Source organism: Sphingomonas sp. FW306-05-A, assembly GCF_058782275.1.
Genome location: NZ_JBYSXN010000001.1, coordinates 1,117,864 through 1,137,615, shown reverse-complemented (window position 1 = coordinate 1,137,615; position 19,752 = coordinate 1,117,864). Strand labels below are relative to the sequence as shown.

Genomic DNA, 19,752 nt, shown 5'->3' with positions numbered 1-19,752 from the left:
CTAGGCAGCAGCTCGCGCAATCCGGAGCCGCGGCATGCGACGCATTGCCCCGCCGACCAGCGCGAACCCCAACAGCAGCATCGTCCAGGTTGCCGGTTCGGGCACCGCCGCCTGCATCGCGATCCGATTGGCGATGACCGCGTGGATCTGCGTCGTCGGGTGCAGGTCGTCGAAGTAAAGATACCCCGAACATCCCTCCGCCACCGCGCCCGCAGCGACACAGGACGTATCGCGGATCAGCGTCGATGGCAGCCCGAACGCCGTGGGATCGGCGGTGAGCGACGCTTCCAGGCCCAGCAAGTCGAAGAACTGCACGTTTGCGCCGGTGGCTTGCGCCACGGTCGCGCTCGTCGTTTCAAAGGCGCTGCTCAGTGCCGCCGAGCGTTCCGTAGCCAGCGTGAGGATCGAGGGATTGCCCAACGCGTCGGCAACTTTGCGCGACCCCGGCAAGTCGCCGATGTCGGGGACGCCCGTCACGACGATATTGCGCGCGCCCGCGGAGATCAGCGCGCTCAGACCATTGCTCAGTGCCGAGATCGACGCGCTGAAGTCGGCGTTTCCGGTATTGCCCAATGTCGCACGAACATCATTGCCGCCGAACGTGACGAGTACCAGGGCTGAGCTTGAGATCGGCTGGTTGAGGCTGCCGAAGATCGCAAGTTGCTGGGCGAACCCTGGAATGGCACCGCCGGCCGTATATGCCTGCGCGCCGCCGACCCCGAAGTTGGAGCCGCCTTGCAGATAGGGCGACGACAATCCTCCACCGATACCGGCGGAAAGGATGTCCGCAAAGTTCGCGCCGTTGGAGAAGCGCCCGTTGAAATACCCGACCGATGCCGGAGCAGGATCGGGCAAACCGGCGGCGAGCGATCCGATCTGCGCGTTCCCCGTATCGACCAGACTGTCGCCGAACACCAGGAGGCTGGTGAAGGTCGCCGCCGAGACCGGCTGCGCGGTCAGCGCCGCCATTGTCAGCCCAAGCGCAACGGCACGTTTTGCGATCATCATGGCAACTCCCCCATATACTGTACGTCACGTTTACCATGTTCGGTATGCGTGCCAAGATGAAACACAGGGTGTCAGGGTCGCGTGAACACCTTCTCACCCCCTACCCAGGTCTGCTCGACCTTGGTCGCACGCAGGTCGGTCGGGCTTGCCAGCAACGGATCACGGTCGACGATGATAAAGTCCGCGCGCTGGCCGACGCCAAGACGCCCGAACTTCTCCTCCGCGAATCCGGCATAGGCCGCGGCCCCGGTAAACGCCCACCACGCTTGCTCGCGCGTCACACGTTCCTCGGGACGCCAGCCGCCATAGGGCTGCCCGTCGGCACCCTGCCGCGTGAACGCCGCCGCCCAGCCGGCGAAAGCGTCGGGCTGCTCGACCGGATAGTCTGATCCGAACGCAAGCGTCGCGCCGTTGCGCAGCATCGATGCCCAGGCATAGGCCCCTGCGAGCCGTGCGGACCCTAGCCGGGCTTCCGCCATCGTACGGTCGCTCGTCTCGTGCGTCGGCTGCATCGAGGCGATGATGCCGTTCTTCCCGAACCGGGGAAGATCGACCGGATCAACAATTTGCGCATGTTCGATCCGCCAGCGTCGATCGCCCTTGTAGGTATCGACCATGTCGTCGATCGCGCCCAACACCTCTGCATTGGCGCGGTCGCCGATTGCGTGGACCGCGACCTGATAATGGTCGACCGCCGCCCGGCTCATCAGGTTGCGCATCACGTCGTCCGACATGAACCCCGCGCCCGTCTGCCCTGGCGCGTCACTATAGGGCGCTTTGAGCCACGCGCCGCGCGACCCCAATGCGCCATCGGCGTAGAGCTTGACCCCGCCCATCCGCAGCTTGTCGGCATAGAGCCACGGGGTCGGCCCGGAGCCGCCGATCCGGATCGCGGTATCCACCCCGAACGCATAGCTCATGATCCGTACGCGCAGCGCGCCGCTATCGCCCGCCCGGCGATAGCTCAGCCAGTCGTCCATCGAACTGCCCATGTCGCTGGTCGCGGTGATGCCGTGGCTGAGCAACGCCTCCTGCGCTTTCAGGAACGCGAAATCGCGTTCCTTGGGCAGCGGCTGCGGTGCGGCCTTCTCGACCAGTTCGCGCGCGGAATCGACGAACACGCCGTTCGGCACCGTTCCGGTCTTCTCGATCCGTCCACCTGCGGGGGCGAGCGTCTTGGCGGTGATACCCGCCGCCTTCATCGCGGCACTGTTTGCCCATCCCGCATGACCATCGGCACGCTGCAGCCAGACCGGGCGATCGCTGACCACCGCATCCAGATCGGCGGCGGTCGGGAAACGACCGAGCGCCCACGCTTCCTGGTTCCATCCGCCCCCGACGATCCATTTGCGATCCGGGTTCGCCGCGGCATAGGCGGCGATCCGTGCCTTGGCTTCTTCGAGCGACGTCGCGCCCGACAGGTCGAGCTCCAGCGCGCGAAAGCCCAGTTCCATCACATGCCCGTGCGCATCGATGAACCCCGGCAACAACACCTTGCCATGCTCGTCCGCGCGCCAGTCGAGCTTTGCTGGGCGCTTGTCGTTCTCGGCAAGCAGCTTCACGACTTTGCCGTCGGGCGACATCAGCAACCCGGTAAAGCGGACCACCTTGCCGTCCTTGTCGAGCGTAATGCCGTTGACGTTGTCGATCAGCGCGTCGGCGCCGGCAATGCCGGGCAGGATCAATGCGGAAAGCGCAACGGCATAAAGAGTCGGCGCGGAAAGCAGCGACGTGGCGAGGCGGGCACGGGATGTGGTGAGCATGGCTCCCGCGATAAGGCTTGTTCCTTCATCGCGCCAGATGGTCTAGGCGACGGACGCTCCCGCGTGCCGAGCCTGTCGACGCACCGCCCACCCGTGGCGAGGGAAAGCAAGGCTGCCCCCTCCAGGCTCAGGGCGAACGGAAGTGAATGATGGCGACGCAAGCGAAGTCCGAAACCCTCCCCGTCATCCTCGCAGACGTCGAGGCGGCCCATATGCGGATTTCGGACAAGATCGTCCGCACGCCCTGCTTCATCAGCCGCACGCTGTCGGAACTGACCGGCGCGACCGTCTATCTCAAGTTCGAGAATCTGCAGTTCACCGCGGCCTATAAGGAACGCGGCGCGCTCAACACGTTGCTGCAACTGCCGGCCGACACCACCGGCGTCATCGCCGCGTCGGCGGGCAATCATGCGCAGGGGCTGGCCTATCACGCCAACCGGCTGGGCATACCGGCCACGATCGTGATGCCCACCAACACGCCGATCGTGAAGGTCACGCAGACCGAGGGACACGGCGCGACGGTCGTGCTGTACGGCGACACGTTCGACGCGGCCTATGCCCATGCGCGCGAGCGCGAAGCCGAATGCGGGCTGACCTTCGTCCATCCGTTCGACGATGCCCGCGTCATCGCAGGCCAGGGCACGGTTGCGCTCGAAATGCTCGAGGACGTGCCGCAGATCGACACGTTCCTGACGCCGATCGGCGGGGGCGGCCTGATCTCGGGCATGGCGGTCGTCGCGGAAGCGTATAGCCTCAAGCCCGGCGGGCATCGCATCGAAGTCGTTGGGGTCGAGGCCGAGCTGTTCCCCTCGATGTACAACCGCATCAACGGGACGACGATGCCGTGTGCCGGTGACACGCTGGCGGAAGGCATTGCGGTCAAGGAACCGGGCGCGATCACCTCGCAGATGGTCGAGGCGCTGGTCGACGACATCGTGCTGGTCAGCGAGCGCAGTCTCGAACAGGCGGTCAGCCTGTTGCTCCAGATCGAGAAGACCGTGGTCGAAGGCGCTGGTGCCGCAGGGCTGGCCGCGTTGCTCCAGCATCCGGAGCGCTTCGCCGGGCGGACCGTCGGTGTCGTGCTATGCGGCGGCAATATCGACACGCGCCTGCTGGCAAACGTCCTGCTGCGCGATCTGGCGCGGTCGGGACGGCTGGCCCGGCTGCGCATCCGCCTGCAGGATCAGCCCGGCGCGTTGTTCAACGTCGCCCGGATCTTCGATGCGCAACGCGTCAACATCCTCGAACTGTCGCATCAGCGGATCTTCACGAAGCTCCCGGCGAAGGGGCTGTTCCTCGACGTCGAATGCGAGACGCGCGATCGTGCCCATCTCGACCGGTTGACCGATGCGTTGCAGGTCGCCGGATACACCGTGACGACGGTCGAACTCGCCTGAGCCACGTCCGTTAAGAAGATGGAGGGAATTGGTACGTATACGCGTTCGAGGCCGGTCGGGCAGGATTGACCGGAATATTCGTATACGACCTTTTCAACGCGACCAGGACCCATCATAACTAATGCCAAGCCGGGATCGCAGACCGCACTTTCCCGCTTCAGAGGACTCCCGCTCGGTGACTGCGCCCTTCCGCTTCCCGCGTTTCTTCGTCACCAGCCCTGCCCCCTGTCCGTATCTTCCGGGCCGGCAGGAGCGAAAGGTGTTCACCGAGTTGCGCGGAGAACAGGCAAGCGATTTGAACGACGCGCTCGGGCGGATCGGCTTCCGGCGCAGCCAGTCGGTCGCCTACCGCCCCAGTTGCGCAGGGTGCACGGCCTGTGTGTCGGTGCGCGTCGTCACCGCCGACTTCGAGGCCAATGCGACCCAGCGCAAGCAATTGCGCCGCAACCGCGATCTTGAGGTCACCGCCTGCCGCCCTTGGGCGACCGACGAACAGTTCCAGTTGCTCAGCCGCTACCTCGGATCGCGCCATCCCGGCGGCGGCATGGCCGAGATGGACGAAGGCGATTATGCCGACATGGTCGAGCATTCGCCGGTCAACAGCTTCATCGTCGAATATCGCGAACCCTCCCGCCACGGCGAGCGCGGCAAGCTCGTCGGCGCGTGCCTGACCGATCAGCAGGCGGACGGGTTGTCGATGATCTATTCCTTCTTCGACACCGAGCATCCCACCCGCGGGGGCCTTGGTAACCTGATCATCCTCGATCACATCCTGCGCGCCCGCGCGGTCGGCCTGCCCTATGTCTATCTCGGCTATTGGGTGAAGGGATCGCCGCGGATGCAGTACAAGATCCGCTATCGCCCGATCGAGGCGCTCGGGCCAACCGGCTGGAGCTTGCTGATCGACGAGAACGCGAAGTTCGCGCCCCCTGCAGAGAAGTATGCGGTGATGGCGGAGCAACTGATCGAGACACGGTAAGAACACGCAGCGCGTTCCTTTAGGCGCTTACTGCCCGTTCCGGCCGACGTGCAGATCCACGTCGAGCGTTTCCTCGCCCTCGCCCAACCGCGATCCCGCCACCGGGGCTGCGCCCGCCGAATCCAGCGCAACCGCCACGCGGACATACGCCGTGTCGGCGCTGAGCCCGGTCGAGGGATCGAACGCCACCCAGCCGAGCCGGTCGACATAGGCTTCGGCCCAGCCATGCGGCGCGGGACGCCCGTCGGCCTCGGCCTGGCATACCGGGCTGTATCCGGACACATAGCGCGCAGCGACACCCAGCGTCCGGGCCGCCGCAATAAAGACCTGCGCCATGTCGCGCGAACTTACCGACCCTTCGGCAAACGCTTCGATCGCGGTCCGTCCGGCGATCGGGCGGCCATGATCCAGCGCGAACCGCCGCTTGATCGCGATGTTGAGCGCGTGCAACCGCGCGACCGGATCGGTCTCTGCAATATCGGCGGCGAACGCGTGGATTTCGGCGTCTGCCCGCGTCAGCGGCGTATCCCGCAGAAACAGCGCGGGGGGCAGCGGCTCCTGCGCACCGTGGACGATCCCATTCGACGGATGGGTCAGCACCTCGCCCGAGACCGCGATCTCAATGTCGGAGATGGGACCGGCGACATACAGCATCGTCACCCGGTTGCCGAACCCGTCGCGCCCGTGCCGCATTCGCGCATCGCAATCGACATGCAGGTTCCAGCCCGTCACCGATTGGTCATGGGTATCTTCCGGAATGAGCCGAAGCAGTTGGGTTAGTCGCGCTTGCGGCGCGGAAAAGCGATATATCGTCCGATGATCGACCGACAGGCGCATCAACTGAACTTGAACTGGCGGCCGACGGCTTCGTGAAGCCGGTCGTTCTCGCCGATGAAGCCCTGCAGATACTGGTGCAGCCCGCCCGCGATCACCTGACCCGATCGGGTCCGTGCGATCCGTGTGTGGCGCGCGCGCGCCATGCGGTCCGCTTCGCCGTGAAGACCGGTACGCTTCGCCAGCAAGTTCAGGATGTCGACCGCTTCCTCGACCGAGGCCGCCAGACTGCGGGGGAGTTCCGAGCGCGCAATGAGCAAGTCGATGACGTTGGCGGGGCGCAATCCTTCCGAATACAGCCAGCGATACGCGGTTACTGCAGATACCGTCTGCAGGATCGTCGTCCACTGGTCCCGGTCGACCACGCCACCCACCCGCTCACCCTCGGGCAGCAAAATATGGTATTTGACGTCGAGCAGCCGGGCAGTGTTGTCCGCACGCTCGATTGCCTGGCCCAGCCGGATGAACCACGTCGTCTGGTTGCGCAGCATCCGGTGGATCGCGCCTTCGAACCCGCGCGTCTCCGCCTTGACCGCCTCGACGAGGTTCAAGGTCGCCATCGCACTGCCCGCGCTCGCGCGGCGGTCGAAGATCAGCCACGCGCCGTTGATCGCGGTCCAGGACTCACGCGTCAGCGCGGTGCGCACCGCGCGCGCATTGTTGCGCGCCATATCGAGCGACCGGACGATCGATCCCGGATGGCTCGAATCGAGCGTCAGGAAACGTGCGACGTTGGTCTTGCTGATCTGCTGACCGGTCTTGGCAAAAGCGGCATCGGTCTCGGTCACCGCCAGCGCCGAGGCCCACGCCGCCTCACCAGCGGGACGTGGCGACAATACGTCGAGCCGCACCGTCGCCTCAACGAGCCGCGCGATGAAGTCCGCACGCTCGACGTAGCGCCCGAGCCAGTACAGAGCGGAAGCGGTCCGACTGAGCATCAGAGTGCTCCCCCGAACGTCTGGCTCTGCGTCTGCTCCTGCGCCTGGCCCAGTGCCTCCAGCCCTTCGCCAGGCTCGCCCGCGCCATTGTCCATCAGCACGAAGCTGTCCTTGGTACCGCCGCCCTGTGATGAATTGACCACGAGCGACCCTTCCTTGAGCGCGACCCGCGTCAGTCCGCCGGGCACGACCTGCACGCCCTTGGATCCGGTCAGCACGAACGGCCTGAAGTCGACGTGGCGCGGCGCCAAACCTGCTTCCGCCAGCGTCGGAACGGTCGAAAGCGCGAGCGTAGGCTGTGCGATATAGCGGTGCGGTTCGGCAATCAGCGCCGCGCGGAAGGTCTCGATCTCCGCCTTGGTCGCGGTGGGGCCAACGAGCATCCCATAGCCGCCTGAGCCGTCGACCAGCTTGACCACCACGTCCTTGAGATTGTCGAGCACGTACTTCAACGCCTGCGGCTCGCGGCAACGCCACGTCTCGACGTTGGGCAATTTCGGCTCGCCACCGGAATAGAACCGCACGATCTCGGGCATGTACGAATAGATCGCCTTGTCGTCGGCAATCCCGTTGCCGGGCGCATTGAGCAAAGCGACATTTCCGGCGGCATAGGCTGCGATCAGACCGGGCACGCCGAGCATCGAATCCGGCCGGAACACCAGCGGGTCGAGATAATCGTCATCGATGCGACGATAGATCACGTCGACCTTCACCAGCCCCGCGATCGTCCGCATCCAGACGATGTCGTCATCGACCACCAGATCGGCCGCCTCGACCAGTTCGACGCCCATGGAGTCCGCGAGGAAACTGTGTTCGTAATACGCCGAATTATAATGCCCCGGCGTCAGGACCACGCACACCGGTGCCGCCACGCCCACCGGCGCGACCGACTTCATCGTCTCTAGCAACTTGTCCGGGTAGGAATCCACCGCCGCGACCCGGAATGAGCGGAACAGCTCGGGACAGAGGCGCAGCATCGCCTCGCGGTTTTCGAGCATGTAGCTGACACCCGACGGCGTCCGCGCATTGTCTTCGAGCACGTAAAAATCATCCGGCCCGGTACGCACCAGATCGATCCCGCAAATATGCGCCCAGATGTCGTGCGGCGGACGGATCCCGGCGATCTCGGGACGGAATTGCGGATTGCCGAAAATTAGGTCGGCCGGCAGCACGCCCTCCGCCAGGATGCGACGCTCGCCGTAGATGTCGTGCAGGAAGGCGTTGATCGCCTCGACCCGCTGGACGAGTCCCTCGGAAAGCCGGGTCCATTCATCCGCTAGGAAGATGCGCGGCACGATGTCGAATGGAATGATCCGCTCACTCGCATCGCTGTCGCCGTATACCGCGAAGGTAATGCCGAGTTGGCGAAACGTCGCTTCCGCAGACTGCTGCCGACGGCGCAGTTCGTTGGAGGGCGTGCTTTCGATCCACTCGCCGAGGGCGGCAAGCTCCGATCGCGGGATCATGCTCCCGCCCTTGCCCATGATTTCGTCGAACGCCCGCCCTATCCCCATGTGACGATAAAGCCTCCAACTGCGTCCGGGTTCCATGCTGCGATGGATTGTTGCGTCGCACAAGCGGATATTGTTGTCGGGATGTTAACCGTCCCGAACTGTGGCTAGTGCTTGCGCTGCGATGCCAATGCCACGGCATAGTCCTTGCGCGCCGCCGCCACGATCCGCGGCAACACCGTCGGATCGATGAAGGCACGCGCATCCCCGGCGTCGCGGCGCTCGGCACGTTCCAGCACATCGGCGATCTCTGGATGCATCGGCAGCACGATATCGGCATGTACCGCCGCAAGCCGCGTGAAACTACGGCGATAATCTGCGTCGATCGTGGGGTAGGCGCGGTTGCCGTACAGATGATTCCCCGCGACCGTGATGCTGCACGGGAACACAACCCGCAGCGTTTTACGCCCCTCAGTCACAGGGAGCAGCCACGTTGTACAGCCCGCGGTATGGCCCGGCGTCAGCAGAGCGGTAACGGCGAGTGTTCCCGTGCGCACCTGCTCCCCGTCGCGGACGATGCGATCCACCGCTACGGGCGGAAATCGGGTAAAGCCGTTGTCGTTGTCCGCTTCATGCCGCCCGCGCCGCAAAGCACTGGCGTCGCCCGCCGACGCGACCAGCTTGGCACCGCTCCATCGGCGCAATTCGGCGAAGGCGGCGGCATGATCGAAATGCGCGTGCGAGTTGAGGATCCACTTCACCTGCCGCGGCTGCACGCCGATCGCCGCGAGGTTGCGTTCCACCTGCCCCGCCTCGCCCGCCATCGGTCCGCTGATCAAGATCGTGCCCTCGCGCGCGACAATCGCATAGGCCGCAAGTCCGCGTGTCCCGACATACCAGACCGGTCCGGTGATGTGGAACGGCTTGATCGGCTGCGACCAGGACGGCGGCGCGTCGATGGCGCCCCCGGTCAGCAACAGCAACGGCGCGACGAGCGCGGCAAGGATGCGGCGTTTCATAATCCGGACAGCATTGCAGAGGTCAGCACCTGCGGCAACACGCGTGGCTCGGCAGCATTTGGTGCATAATAGAGGTACAGCGGCACCCCCGCGCGGTTATGCTGCTCGATGAAGCGGCCCATCACGGGATCGCCGTTGGTCCAGTCGCCGATCAGCACCGCGACCTTGTGGTCCGCAAACGCCTTGCGCGTCGCCTCTGTTTCGATCGCAGCCTTCTCGTTGACCTTGCACGTCAGGCACCAGTCCGCCGTGAAATAGACGAATACCGGCCGCCCCGCCTGTCGCAGCGCTGCCAGGCGCGCCTCGGTGAACGGCTCAGCGCCCCCCGGCACCGTCGCCATGGCGGCGCTCTCGGGACGACGCCCGGCGATCAGCCAGACGCTTGCGGCAACCGTCGCCAGCAACGACACGACGATTACCGCGCCAATCGCCCGCCCTTTCTTCTGCCGCACACCGCCAACCCATAGCAGCACCGCGAACAGCAACGCGACGACAAGGCCGATCGCCATGCCGTCGACACCCGCCTCATGACCGAGCACCCACGCCAGCGCGATCGCTGTCAGCCACATCGGGATCGCAAGAACGCGCCGGAACGTCTCCATCCACAAGCCCGGCTTGGGCAAGCGACGCCGCAGCGCCGGGACGAAACCGAGCGCGAGGAACGGCAACGCAAGTCCGATCCCCAACCCGGCGAACACCGCCAGCGCTGCCACCCACGGCAGCACCAGCGCCGCGCCCAATGCCGCCCCCATGAACGGTCCCGTGCACGGCGTTGCGATGAACGCCGCCAGCGCGCCGGTCGCAAACGCCCCGCCGGCACCGCCGCTGCGATTGACGAAGGCGGGCGTCGGAATCTCGAACAGCCCGCTCAAATTGAGCGACAGCGCAACCGTCAACAGCAACAACACGACGATCGCGCGCGGATCCTGCAACTGGAACGCCCAGCCGACCGCGGTTCCGCCCGCGCGCAAGGCAAGGATCACCCCGCCCAGCCCGACGCAAACCGCGACGACGCCCGCAGCATAAGCCAGGGCCTCCTGCCGCGCATGTCGCTCATCGAGATGCCCGCGCGCCAGGCTCAACGCCTTCAGGCTAAGGATCGGGAAGACGCAGGGCATGATGTTAAGGATCAACCCGCCGAGCATCGCGCAGGCAAAGGCAATCAGTGTCGCGCTCAGCACGCCGGCTCCGCCAAGGCCTGCCGCCGTGGCGGACGTACCTGCCGAAGCGGCAACCGTCCCCGCGCCCGCCGTCACGACCAGCCCCTGTTGTGCGCCGATCTGCAATACCCCCTGCAACGGTCCCGTACCCGCCGCCGGACTCGCCGCTGCCTTGGTCTCGATCACGATGCGGTCGCCGTCCTGCGTGACGGTCTGCGCGGCGGCATAATCCAGCGCACCCGTGGTGATCGGATAGAAATACGCCTGCCCCAGCGCAGCTCCGGCTGGATAGGGAATCGCGATCCGAATGCGCCCGTTGCTCGACTGGAACGTCGCTTGTGCATCGAGCGGCTTGGGCACCGCGCGGCGCCATGCATCGAACCGCGCCCGCATTTCCGGTGAGATCGTGCCGTCGCCAACCACCAGATCGATCGCAAGCTCAGCCGATTCGGGGACGCATACTTCCGCTGAACAGACGAGGTAGTTGGTCTTCAACCGAACCGGCAACGCCGTGCCGACCGCCAATCCGGCAGGAATCTTGAGCGTCACGAGCGGCGCATACGGTTTTTCGAAAACGTAATTCATCAAATCCGCGACGATCAGCCGTCCCGGCACCGGATAGGCAGGCTCGCTCGCAGTCACGCCCTTCGGCAGCGTCCAGTCGAGCTTCGCGGGAAAGCCCGCATCGCCCGGATTCTGCCAGTATCCGTGCCATCCGGGCGCGGGCACGCTCTGCAGTGCGAGCGTGACGGTCTGCCCTGCGGCTGGCGTGCGACTTTCGGCGACCAGGGTGATCTTCAGGTGCGCGCCGGATCCGACGGGATCGAGGGTCGCCGCACTGGCTTGCGCGCTGCTCCCCAGAAGAAGCAGTGCGAGCAGCGTAACAACGACGTCATGAAACCAGCGCATCGCACATCCTTGTCGAGCTCGAACCCTCGGGCCATAGCGGCGAAATCGGCCCGCCGTCCAACTCGGAGAATTCGTTTGAACCGCTACGCGTCCATCCTGGCGATCGCTTTCAGCCTGGCCAGTGTTCCGATCGCCGCAAAGACCGCGCCAGCCCCCGCCCCGCAGGCGGTTGCAGCCGCAACTCCCGCGCCTAACACCGCGCCCAAACTGATCGTCGCGATTTCGGTCGATCAATTCTCCGCCGACCTGTTCGGCGAATATCGCGGCACCTTCACGGGGGGCCTGGCAAGGCTGCAGAAGGGCGCGGTGTTCCCGAGCGGCTATCAAAGTCATGCTGCAACCGAGACGTGCCCCGGCCATTCGACGATCCTGACCGGTTTCCGCCCCGAGCACACCGGCATCATCGCCAACACCTGGACTGACCTTGGCATCGCGCGCGAGGACAAGCAGGTTTACTGCGCCGAGGACGAGACCGTTCCCGGTACCACCCACGCTGGCACCTACACGGTATCGGACAAACACCTGCTCGTCCCCACGCTTGGCGAACGGATGAAGGCCGCGAACCCCAAGGTGCGAGTCGTATCGGTCGCGGGCAAGGACCGCGCCGCGGTGATGATGGGCGGGCACAATGTCGACGAGCTCTGGTGGTGGAACGGCAAGGCGATGGTCAGCTACGCCGGGCGCGCGACCCCGCCGGTCGTCGCACGCGCCAACGCCGCGATTGCCGCGCGCATCGCAGCACCACAACCCGCGCTCGACGTTCCACAAGTCTGCAAGGCGCATGACGTCGCGGTGTCGATCGGCGAAGGCAAGAGCGTCGGCGCAGGCCATTTCGCGCGCGAGGGCGGCAACGCCAGCGCGTTCCGTGCGTCCCCCGCCTTCGACGGCGCGATCGTCGCGCTTGCGGCGGGGCTCGTCCAGGACATGAAGCTCGGCCAGGGCGACACCACCGACATCATCGACGTCGGCGCTTCCGCCACCGATTACGTCGGCCACACCTTCGGCACCGAGGGCGCGGAAATGTGCATCCAGCTCCAGCAGCTCGATGCCACGCTCGGCTCGTTCTTCGACCTGCTCGATTCGACCGGCGTCGATTATGAAGTCGTGCTGACCGCGGATCACGGCGGCAACGACATCCCCGAACGCGAGATCAACGCGGGTCTGCCGGGCGCCCAGCGCGCGCGGATCGCACTGTCCCCCACCGTGGCGGGCAAGGCGATCGCAGCGAAGCTTGGGATCGCCAAGTCAGTGCTGTTCGGCGACATGCCCAACGGGGACATCTACATCGCACGCGATCTGACCCCGGTTCAGCGCAAGGCGGTGCAGGACGCCGCGGTCGCCTATTACAAGGCCGACCCGCAAGTCGCCGAGGTCTTCACCGCTGCACAGATCGCCGCCACCCCGACGCCCAAGGGCCCGCCCGAAGGCTGGACGATGCTGCAGCGGGCGCGGGCTTCGTACAAGGCGGGCCGTTCGGGCGAGATGCTCGTCCTGCTCAAGCCCCGCATCACGCCGATCCCCGACCCCACCAAGGGCTCGGTTGCGACCCATGGCAGCCCGTATGATTACGACCGCCGCGTGCCGATCCTGTTCTGGCGCAAGGGCATGACCGGGTTCGAACACCCCGCCGGGATCGAGACCGTGGATATCGCCCCGACGCTCGCCAGACAGATCGGGTTGAAGATCGTGGCGCCGCAGATGGACGGGAAGTGCCTCGACCTCGCCGACAACGGGCGCCCCTGCCGCTGACGTTCCTACCCGCGCCGTCCGTTTTAGGGGACATCCCCTAATCGCGGAAACGGACGGCGCGCTTATACTTGCGCTACGGATCGCAGGAGCATCGTCATGGCCTATCAACCGCCGCTGCATGCCGCGCTGTCCGGCACCGGGCCGACGATCGATGTCTCGGGACGATGGGTCAACGAACTCGGGTCGATCATGGTAATCGCGCAAGCCGGAACGCTCCTGACCGGGATTTATACCAGCGCAGTCAGCGGGGGAACCTCAAGCACGTCAGGCGCACTACAGGGTTCGGCCGACGGTGCGTTGATCGCCTTCGTGGTGCACTGGGACGACTTCCAGGCCATCACCGCCTGGGTCGGGCATCAGGATACGACCAGCGGCGCACTCGCCACCTTGTGGCAAATGACGAGTGCAACCGATCCGGGTGATGAATGGAGTTCGATCAACGCGGGAGCGGATACCTTTACGCGCCTGCCGTGACGCGACGGGGGATCCGCCCTCCCCAGTCTCCTTGCGAGAGCGCTTCCCGGAAACGCGAGGCGTGCGTCAGTCCAGGTTGGGCCGCAACCAGCGCGTCGCGGTCGCCAGATCGACCCCGCGCCGCGTCGCATATTCGTGCAACTGGTCGGGCCCGACGCGCGCCACGCCGAAATACTCCGCCTGCGGGTGCCCGAAGTAGAAGCCCGACACCGCCGCGGTCGGCAGCATCGCGAAACTGTCGGTCAGCGTGATGCCCGTCGCCGCGGTCGCATCGAGCAACTCGAACAGCATCGGCTTTTCGCTGTGATCGGGGCACGCGGGATACCCCGGTGCGGGGCGGATGCCGCGATATTGCTCGCGGATCAGCGCCTCGTTGGTGAGCTGCTCGCCCTCGGCATAGCCCCATAGCGTCGTGCGGACATGCTGGTGCAGCCGCTCGGCGAACGCCTCGGCGAGACGGTCGGCGAGCGCTTTCAGCAGGATGTCGGAATAGTCGTCGTTATCCGCCTTGAAGCGCTTGAGATGCACGTCGATGCCGTGGCCGGTGGTGACCGCGAACCCGCCGATCCAGTCGCCTGCGGGATCGATGAAGTCGGTCAGGCACATGTTCGCCCGCCCCTCGCGCTTCGCGATCTGCTGGCGGAGGAACGGCATCCGAACTTCCGATAGCCCCTCCCCTTCAGGGGAGGGGTTGGGGTGGGGCAGTCCAGCAGACACGCCGTCGGAGGCAGGCACGGCCCCACCCCCAACCCCTCCCCTGAAGGGGAGGGGCGTAGAAGAAATCACCACATCGTCCCCCTCACGCCGGCAAGGCCAAAGCCCAGCCACACCCTTCGCCGTCAGCCACTTCTCCGCAATGATCTGGTCGAGCATCTTCTGCGCATCGGCAAACAGCGACCGCGCGCTTTCCCCAACGATCTCGTCGTCCAGAATCGCTGGGTAATTCCCCGCCAGCTCCCACGCCCGGAAGAACGGCGTCCAGTCGATCAGCTCGCGCAGATCCGCCAGATCCCAGTCGTCGAACACATGCACACCTGGCTGCAAAGGCGCGGCGGGCTTCAACGCCATGTCGGCCACGAACCCGTTCGCCCGCGCGACCTCGATCGGGACGAGCTCGCTTTGCCCCTTGTTCGCGCGCGCCACGCGCACCGCCTCATATTCATCCGACGTCTTCTGCACGAACTCGTCGCGGATCGTGTCGCTGACCAAGGTCGACGCCACCCCGACCGCGCGGCTCGCGTCGAGCACGTGCACCACCGGCCCCTTGTACGCGGGCGCGATCCGCAAAGCGGTGTGGACCTTGGACGTCGTCGCGCCCCCGATCAGCAGCGGCATCGTCATGCCCGCCCGCTGCATCTCCTCGGCGACCGTCACCATCTCGTCGAGCGACGGCGTGATCAGCCCCGACAGGCCGATCATGTCCGCGTCATTCTCGTTCGCGGCTTTCAGGATGTCCGACCACGGCACCATCACCCCCATGTCGACCACGTCGAAGCCGTTGCACTGGAGCACCACGCCGACGATGTTCTTGCCGATGTCATGCACGTCGCCCTTCACGGTCGCCATGATGATCTTGCCCTTGCCGCGTGCGCCGGGCTCCTTCGCCGCCTCGATGAAGGGGAGCAGATGCGCCACAGCCTTCTTCATCACGCGCGCCGATTTCACCACTTGCGGCAGGAACATCTTGCCCGATCCGAACAGGTCGCCGACGACGTTCATCCCGTCCATCAGCGGGCCTTCGATGACCTCGATCGGGCGTCCGCCCTTGTCGAAGATCGCCTGGCGCGCTTCCTCGGTGTCCTCGACCACGTGCATGTCGATGCCCTTGACGAGCGCATATTCGAGCCGCTTGTTGACCGGCAGCCCCCGCCATTCCGCCGCTGCCTTCTCGGCCACCGCATCGGTGCCCTTGAAACTCTCGGCGAGCGCGATCAGCCGCTCGGTCGCGCCATCGTCGCTGTTGAGGATGACGTCCTCGCACGCCTGCCGCAGCTTGGGGTCGATCTGGTCGTAGATGTCGAGCTGCCCGGCATTGACGATCGCCATGTCGAGCCCGGCGGGGATCGCGTAATAAAGGAACACCGAGTGCATCGCGCGGCGCACCGGCTCGTTGCCGCGGAAGCTGAACGACAGGTTCGACAGGCCGCCCGAGATATGCGCGTGCGGGCAGCGTGCCTTGATGTCGCGGCAGGCCTCGATGAAGTCGACCGCGTAATTGTTATGCTCCTCGATCCCCGTCGCGACCGCGAAGATGTTGGGATCGAAGATGATGTCCTCAGGGGGAAAGCCGATCCCCATCAGCAGGTCATAGGCGCGCCCGCAGATCTCGAGCTTGCGCGCGCGCGTGTCCGCCTGCCCGACCGTGTCGAACGCCATCACGACGACCGCTGCGCCGTAGTGCATGACCTTCCTGGCCTGCGTAAGGAACTGCTCCTCGCCTTCCTTCATGCTGATCGAATTGACGATCGGCTTGCCGCTGACGCACTTGAGCCCCGCCTCGATCACCGACCATTTCGAACTGTCGACCATGAACGGGATGCGCGCGATGTCGGGCTCGGCGGCGATCAGCTTGAGGAAGGTGACCATCGCATATTCGGCGTCGAGCAGGCCCTCGTCCATGTTGACGTCGAGCACCTGCGCGCCGCTCTCGACCTGCTGCCGCGCGACCTCGACCGCGGCGGGATAATCCCCCGCCATGATGAGCTTCTTGAAGCGCGCCGAACCGGTGACGTTGGTGCGCTCACCGATGTTGACGAAATTGGCGGTGGAGGTGGTCATAATGGTTTCGTTCTTCTTCTCCCTCTCCCCGCTTGCGGGGAGAGGGTCGGGGAGAGGGGCAGTGGGAAGAGGTGGCGCTCGATACTGCCCCTCTCCCGACCTCGCTGCGCTCGGCCACCCTCTCCCCGCAAGCGGGGAGAGGGAGAAAAGATCACGCCGCCATCGTCATCGGCTCGAGCCCGGCAAGCCGCGTCACCACCGGCGGCACCGGCAACGCGCGCGGCGTCAGCCCGCGCACCCCGTCCGCGATCGCCTTGATGTGCGCTGGCGTCGATCCGCAGCAGCCGCCGAGCACATTAACCTGCCCCGCGGTCGCCCACTCGCCGACCAGCCCGGCGGTCGTCGCGGGCATTTCGTCATACTCACCCAGTTCGTTGGGCAGCCCGGCGTTGGGATAGACCATGATCAGCGTATCACAGATATCGGAGAGCGTGCGCACATGCGGCCGCAACTGCTCCGCGCCGAACGAGCAGTTGAGCCCGATCGTCACCGGCTTGGCATGCCGCACCGCGTGCCAGAACGCCTCGACCGTATGCCCCGACAGGTTGCGCCCGGACAGATCGGTCAGCGTCATCGACAACATGATCGGCACGTCGCGCCCGAGCGCCTCGCCCGCTTCGAGCGCCGCCATGATCGCGGCCTTGGCATTCAGCGTATCGAACACCGTCTCGACCAGGATGAAGTCCGCCCCGCCCTCGATCAGCGCGTCGGTCTGCTCGCGGTAGACACCCTTCAGATAATCGAAGTCGATCTCGCGGAAGCCCGGATCGTTGACGTCGGGGCTGAGCGACAATGTCTTGTTGGTCGGCCCGATCGCGCCGGCGACGAAGCGCGGGCGGCCGTCCTTCGCCTGATATTCGTCCGCCAGCGCACGCGCGAGCTTCGCGCTCTCGACGTTGATCTCGCGCACCAGATGCTCGGCGGCGTAGTCGGCCTGGCTGATGCGGTTGGCCGAGAAGGTGTTGGTCTCGGCGATGTCCGCGCCTGCCTCGAAATAGGCGCGGTGGATCGCTTCGGGCACTTCGCGCTTGGTCAGCGCGAGAATGTCGTTGTTGCCCTTCTGGTCCTTGGCGAGGCCGAGGTCGCCGGCATAGTCCGCTTCGGACAGCTTCCAGTTCTGGATCTCGGTGCCGAACGCGCCGTCGGTGATGAGGATGCGCTTGGCCGCTTCGGCAAGGAATGTTTCACGGATCGTCATACTACAGGTCCACTATCTAAAGCCCCTCCCCTTCAGGGGAGGGGTTGGGGGTGGGGAAGTGCCTCGCAGAGAGCGCGCCCCCGCTGCACGGCCCCACCCCAACCCCTCCCCCAAGGGGGAGGGGCTAAGAAAATTACGCCGCCGCCGCTTTCGCCGCGGTCTTCGCCCGCAGCCCCAGCAAATGGCAGATCGCGAAGCTCAGTTCGGCACGGTTGAGCGTGTAGAAATGGAAGTTCCGCACGTCGCCCGCATACAGCTTGCGGCACAGCTCGGCCGCCAGCGTCGCCGCGATCAGCCCGCGCGCGCCCGCATGATCCTCGAGCCCTTCGAACAACCGCCCCATCCACGCCGGAACCTCGGTGCCGCACATCGCCGACATCTTCACGATGCTCTGAAAATTGGTGACCGGCATGATCCCGGGCACCATCGGCGCATCGATCCCCGCCGCCGCAGCGCGATCGCGAAAACGGAAGAAGGTCTCGGGTTCGAAGAAGAATTGCGTGATCCCGCGCGTCGCGCCTGCATCGAGCTTGCGCTTGAGATTGTCGAGATCGTCGCTGTGGCCCTGCGAATCCGGATGGCATTCAGGATAGGCCGCGACCGAAATCTCGAACGGATGGAGCCGCTTGAGCCCCGCCACCAGATCCGCCGCATTGGTATAGCCATCGGCATGCGGGACGAAGCCCCCCGCCCCCGGCGCATCCCCGCGAAGGGCCACGATATGCCGAACGCCCGCCGCCCAGTACTGCTCGGCGATCTCGTCGATCTCGCCGCGCGACGCCTCGACGCAGGTCAGATGCGCCGCCGCCGGCATGCTTGTCTCGCGCTCGATCCGCGCGACGGTGGCGTGCGTCCGGTCGCGCGTCGTCCCGCCAGCGCCGTACGTCACCGAGACGAACTCGGGCGCAAAGGGTTCGAGCGTGCGCACCGTCTCCCATAGCGCCTCTTCCATCTTCTCGGTCTTGGGCGGGAAAAATTCGAACGACACCGCCGCGTCGCCCGCCAGATCCGCGAACAGCGGCGCTTCGAGCGCGCGCCGCGCCTCCTCGAGCTGGTTTACCGAAATCGTCATGCCGCCATCGCCTCTCGTATTCCGGAACGCTCTGCACCGCGCTTGCGCGCGAGCCACAATTTCACCGTCAGTTCGCCGCCCTGCAGCGTCTCGATCCGCGCCGGCACCAGACCGGCAGCGGCGAACCACGTCGCCATCTGCTCATCGGCAAAGCCGAGCCGGGTGTGCCCGTCCTGCGTGCGCAGTTCCTCGCGGTCGTGTGCCGCGAAATCTGCGATCAGCAGCCGCCCGCCGACCGTCAGCACGCGCGCGGCCTCCGCAATGGCGGCCCCCGGCTGCTGCGCGAAATGCAACACGTGATGCACGATCGCGACGTCCGCCGCACCGTCGCCGAGCGGCAAGGCGTACAGGTCCGCTTGCCGCAATTCGGTATTGGTCAATCCGCGCTCGGACAGTTTGGCGCGCGCGAGCCGCAGCATTTCGGACGATCGATCGATCCCGAGCGCCTGATCGGCGCGCCCGGCAAACAGTTCGAGCATCCGTCCGGTGCCCGTCCCGATGTCGATCAACTGCCCGATCGCGGCGTCGCCCAGCACGGCGGAGATCGCCGCCTCGACTTCGCTTTCCGCGATATGCAGCGACCGGATCGCGTCCCACTGCCCCGCGTTCGCCTCGAACCAGCTCGCCGCCGACGCTGCACGATCCGCGCGCACCGCCGCAAGCCGCGCCGCATCCGCGACTGCCCAGTGGTCCGGCGACAGCGCCGCCCATTGGTCGAGCGCGGCCAGCACCGGTCCGACCGTCGCGCCTTCCCCGAGCGCGACAAACACCCAGCTGCCTTCTTTCCGCCGTTCCGCCAACCCCGCGTCGCACAGGATCTTGACGTGCCGCGACACCCGCGGCTGACTCTGCCCGAGCACCTGCGCGAGTTCGCCGACGGACAGCTCCATCGATCGCAGCAACGCCACGATCCGCAGTCGGGTCGCGTCCGCAAGTGCGCGGAAGATGTCGAGGGCGATGGTCATCGTCGATGGGATATAAAGATATCTTTATATGAGGTCAACGACCGACACCGCTCTGTGC

The 19,752-nt window shown here is 65.8% G+C and carries 15 protein-coding genes; 4 read left to right on the top strand and 11 right to left on the bottom strand.

What is annotated here, in order from left to right; all coding sequences use genetic code 11:
- Both AC3WJR_RS05245 and AC3WJR_RS05240 read right to left on the bottom strand, forming a co-directional pair.
- Positions 1-1,008: an SGNH/GDSL hydrolase family protein gene (locus tag AC3WJR_RS05245; protein WP_492722889.1), complete on the bottom strand. Its 1,008-nt coding sequence runs from the start codon at positions 1,006-1,008 to the stop codon at positions 1-3.
- Positions 1,009-1,079: 71 nt separating this feature from the next.
- Complete coding sequence (locus AC3WJR_RS05240) at positions 1,080-2,771, bottom strand: amidohydrolase (RefSeq protein WP_492722887.1); 1,692 nt, start codon at positions 2,769-2,771, stop codon at positions 1,080-1,082.
- A 149-nt stretch (positions 2,772-2,920) separates the two neighbouring features.
- On the opposite strand from AC3WJR_RS05240, the gene AC3WJR_RS05235 reads away from it, so the two are divergent.
- Positions 2,921-4,168, top strand: a complete 1,248-nt coding sequence (locus tag AC3WJR_RS05235; protein WP_492722885.1) for a threonine ammonia-lyase — start codon at positions 2,921-2,923, stop codon at positions 4,166-4,168.
- Positions 4,169-4,343: 175 nt separating this feature from the next.
- Complete coding sequence (locus AC3WJR_RS05230; protein WP_492722884.1) at positions 4,344-5,147, top strand: arginyltransferase; 804 nt, start codon at positions 4,344-4,346, stop codon at positions 5,145-5,147.
- A gap of 27 nt (positions 5,148-5,174) precedes the next feature.
- Here the strand turns inward: AC3WJR_RS05230 and AC3WJR_RS05225 are convergent, their stop codons facing one another.
- From AC3WJR_RS05225 to AC3WJR_RS05205, 5 genes are all read right to left on the bottom strand, one after another.
- On the bottom strand, positions 5,175-5,984 hold the full coding sequence (locus AC3WJR_RS05225) for a transglutaminase family protein (RefSeq protein WP_354281631.1): 810 nt from the start codon (positions 5,982-5,984) through the stop codon (positions 5,175-5,177).
- Complete coding sequence (locus AC3WJR_RS05220; protein WP_354281633.1) at positions 5,984-6,919, bottom strand: alpha-E domain-containing protein; 936 nt, start codon at positions 6,917-6,919, stop codon at positions 5,984-5,986. Before AC3WJR_RS05220 ends, AC3WJR_RS05225 begins: the two co-directional genes overlap by 1 nt.
- A complete protein-coding gene (locus tag AC3WJR_RS05215) occupies positions 6,919-8,433 on the bottom strand; it encodes a circularly permuted type 2 ATP-grasp protein (RefSeq protein ID WP_492724173.1) in 1,515 nt (504 codons plus the stop codon). The genes AC3WJR_RS05220 and AC3WJR_RS05215 overlap by 1 nt, the downstream gene beginning before the upstream one ends.
- A gap of 104 nt (positions 8,434-8,537) precedes the next feature.
- Positions 8,538-9,389: a subclass B3 metallo-beta-lactamase gene (bla, locus tag AC3WJR_RS05210; protein ID WP_492722882.1), complete on the bottom strand. Its 852-nt coding sequence runs from the start codon at positions 9,387-9,389 to the stop codon at positions 8,538-8,540.
- Positions 9,386-11,458: a protein-disulfide reductase DsbD family protein gene (locus AC3WJR_RS05205; protein ID WP_492722880.1), complete on the bottom strand. Its 2,073-nt coding sequence runs from the start codon at positions 11,456-11,458 to the stop codon at positions 9,386-9,388. The genes bla and AC3WJR_RS05205 overlap by 4 nt, the downstream gene beginning before the upstream one ends.
- Before the next feature lie 96 nt (positions 11,459-11,554).
- Here AC3WJR_RS05205 and AC3WJR_RS05200 point away from each other — a divergent pair, with 96 nt between their 5' ends.
- Complete coding sequence (locus AC3WJR_RS05200) at positions 11,555-13,207, top strand: alkaline phosphatase family protein (protein WP_492724171.1); 1,653 nt, start codon at positions 11,555-11,557, stop codon at positions 13,205-13,207.
- Between the two features lie 96 nt (positions 13,208-13,303).
- Positions 13,304-13,681, top strand: a complete 378-nt coding sequence (locus AC3WJR_RS05195) for an avidin/streptavidin family protein (RefSeq protein ID WP_492722878.1) — start codon at positions 13,304-13,306, stop codon at positions 13,679-13,681.
- Positions 13,682-13,747: 66 nt separating this feature from the next.
- Here AC3WJR_RS05195 and metH read toward each other — a convergent pair whose 3' ends face one another.
- The 4 genes from metH to AC3WJR_RS05175 form a co-directional block, all read right to left on the bottom strand.
- Positions 13,748-16,459 carry a methionine synthase gene (gene metH / locus AC3WJR_RS05190; RefSeq protein ID WP_492722876.1) on the bottom strand — a complete coding sequence of 904 codons (2,712 nt, stop codon included), beginning with the start codon at positions 16,457-16,459 and terminating at the stop codon, positions 13,748-13,750.
- 151 nt (positions 16,460-16,610) lie between these two features.
- Positions 16,611-17,657, bottom strand: a complete 1,047-nt coding sequence (locus AC3WJR_RS05185) for a homocysteine S-methyltransferase family protein (protein ID WP_492722874.1) — start codon at positions 17,655-17,657, stop codon at positions 16,611-16,613.
- A 133-nt stretch (positions 17,658-17,790) separates the two neighbouring features.
- Positions 17,791-18,729, bottom strand: a complete 939-nt coding sequence (gene metF / locus AC3WJR_RS05180) for a methylenetetrahydrofolate reductase [NAD(P)H] (protein WP_354280547.1) — start codon at positions 18,727-18,729, stop codon at positions 17,791-17,793.
- Complete coding sequence (locus AC3WJR_RS05175; RefSeq protein ID WP_354280545.1) at positions 18,726-19,694, bottom strand: ArsR/SmtB family transcription factor; 969 nt, start codon at positions 19,692-19,694, stop codon at positions 18,726-18,728. The genes metF and AC3WJR_RS05175 overlap by 4 nt, the downstream gene beginning before the upstream one ends.
- Positions 19,695-19,752: the final 58 nt, after the last annotated feature.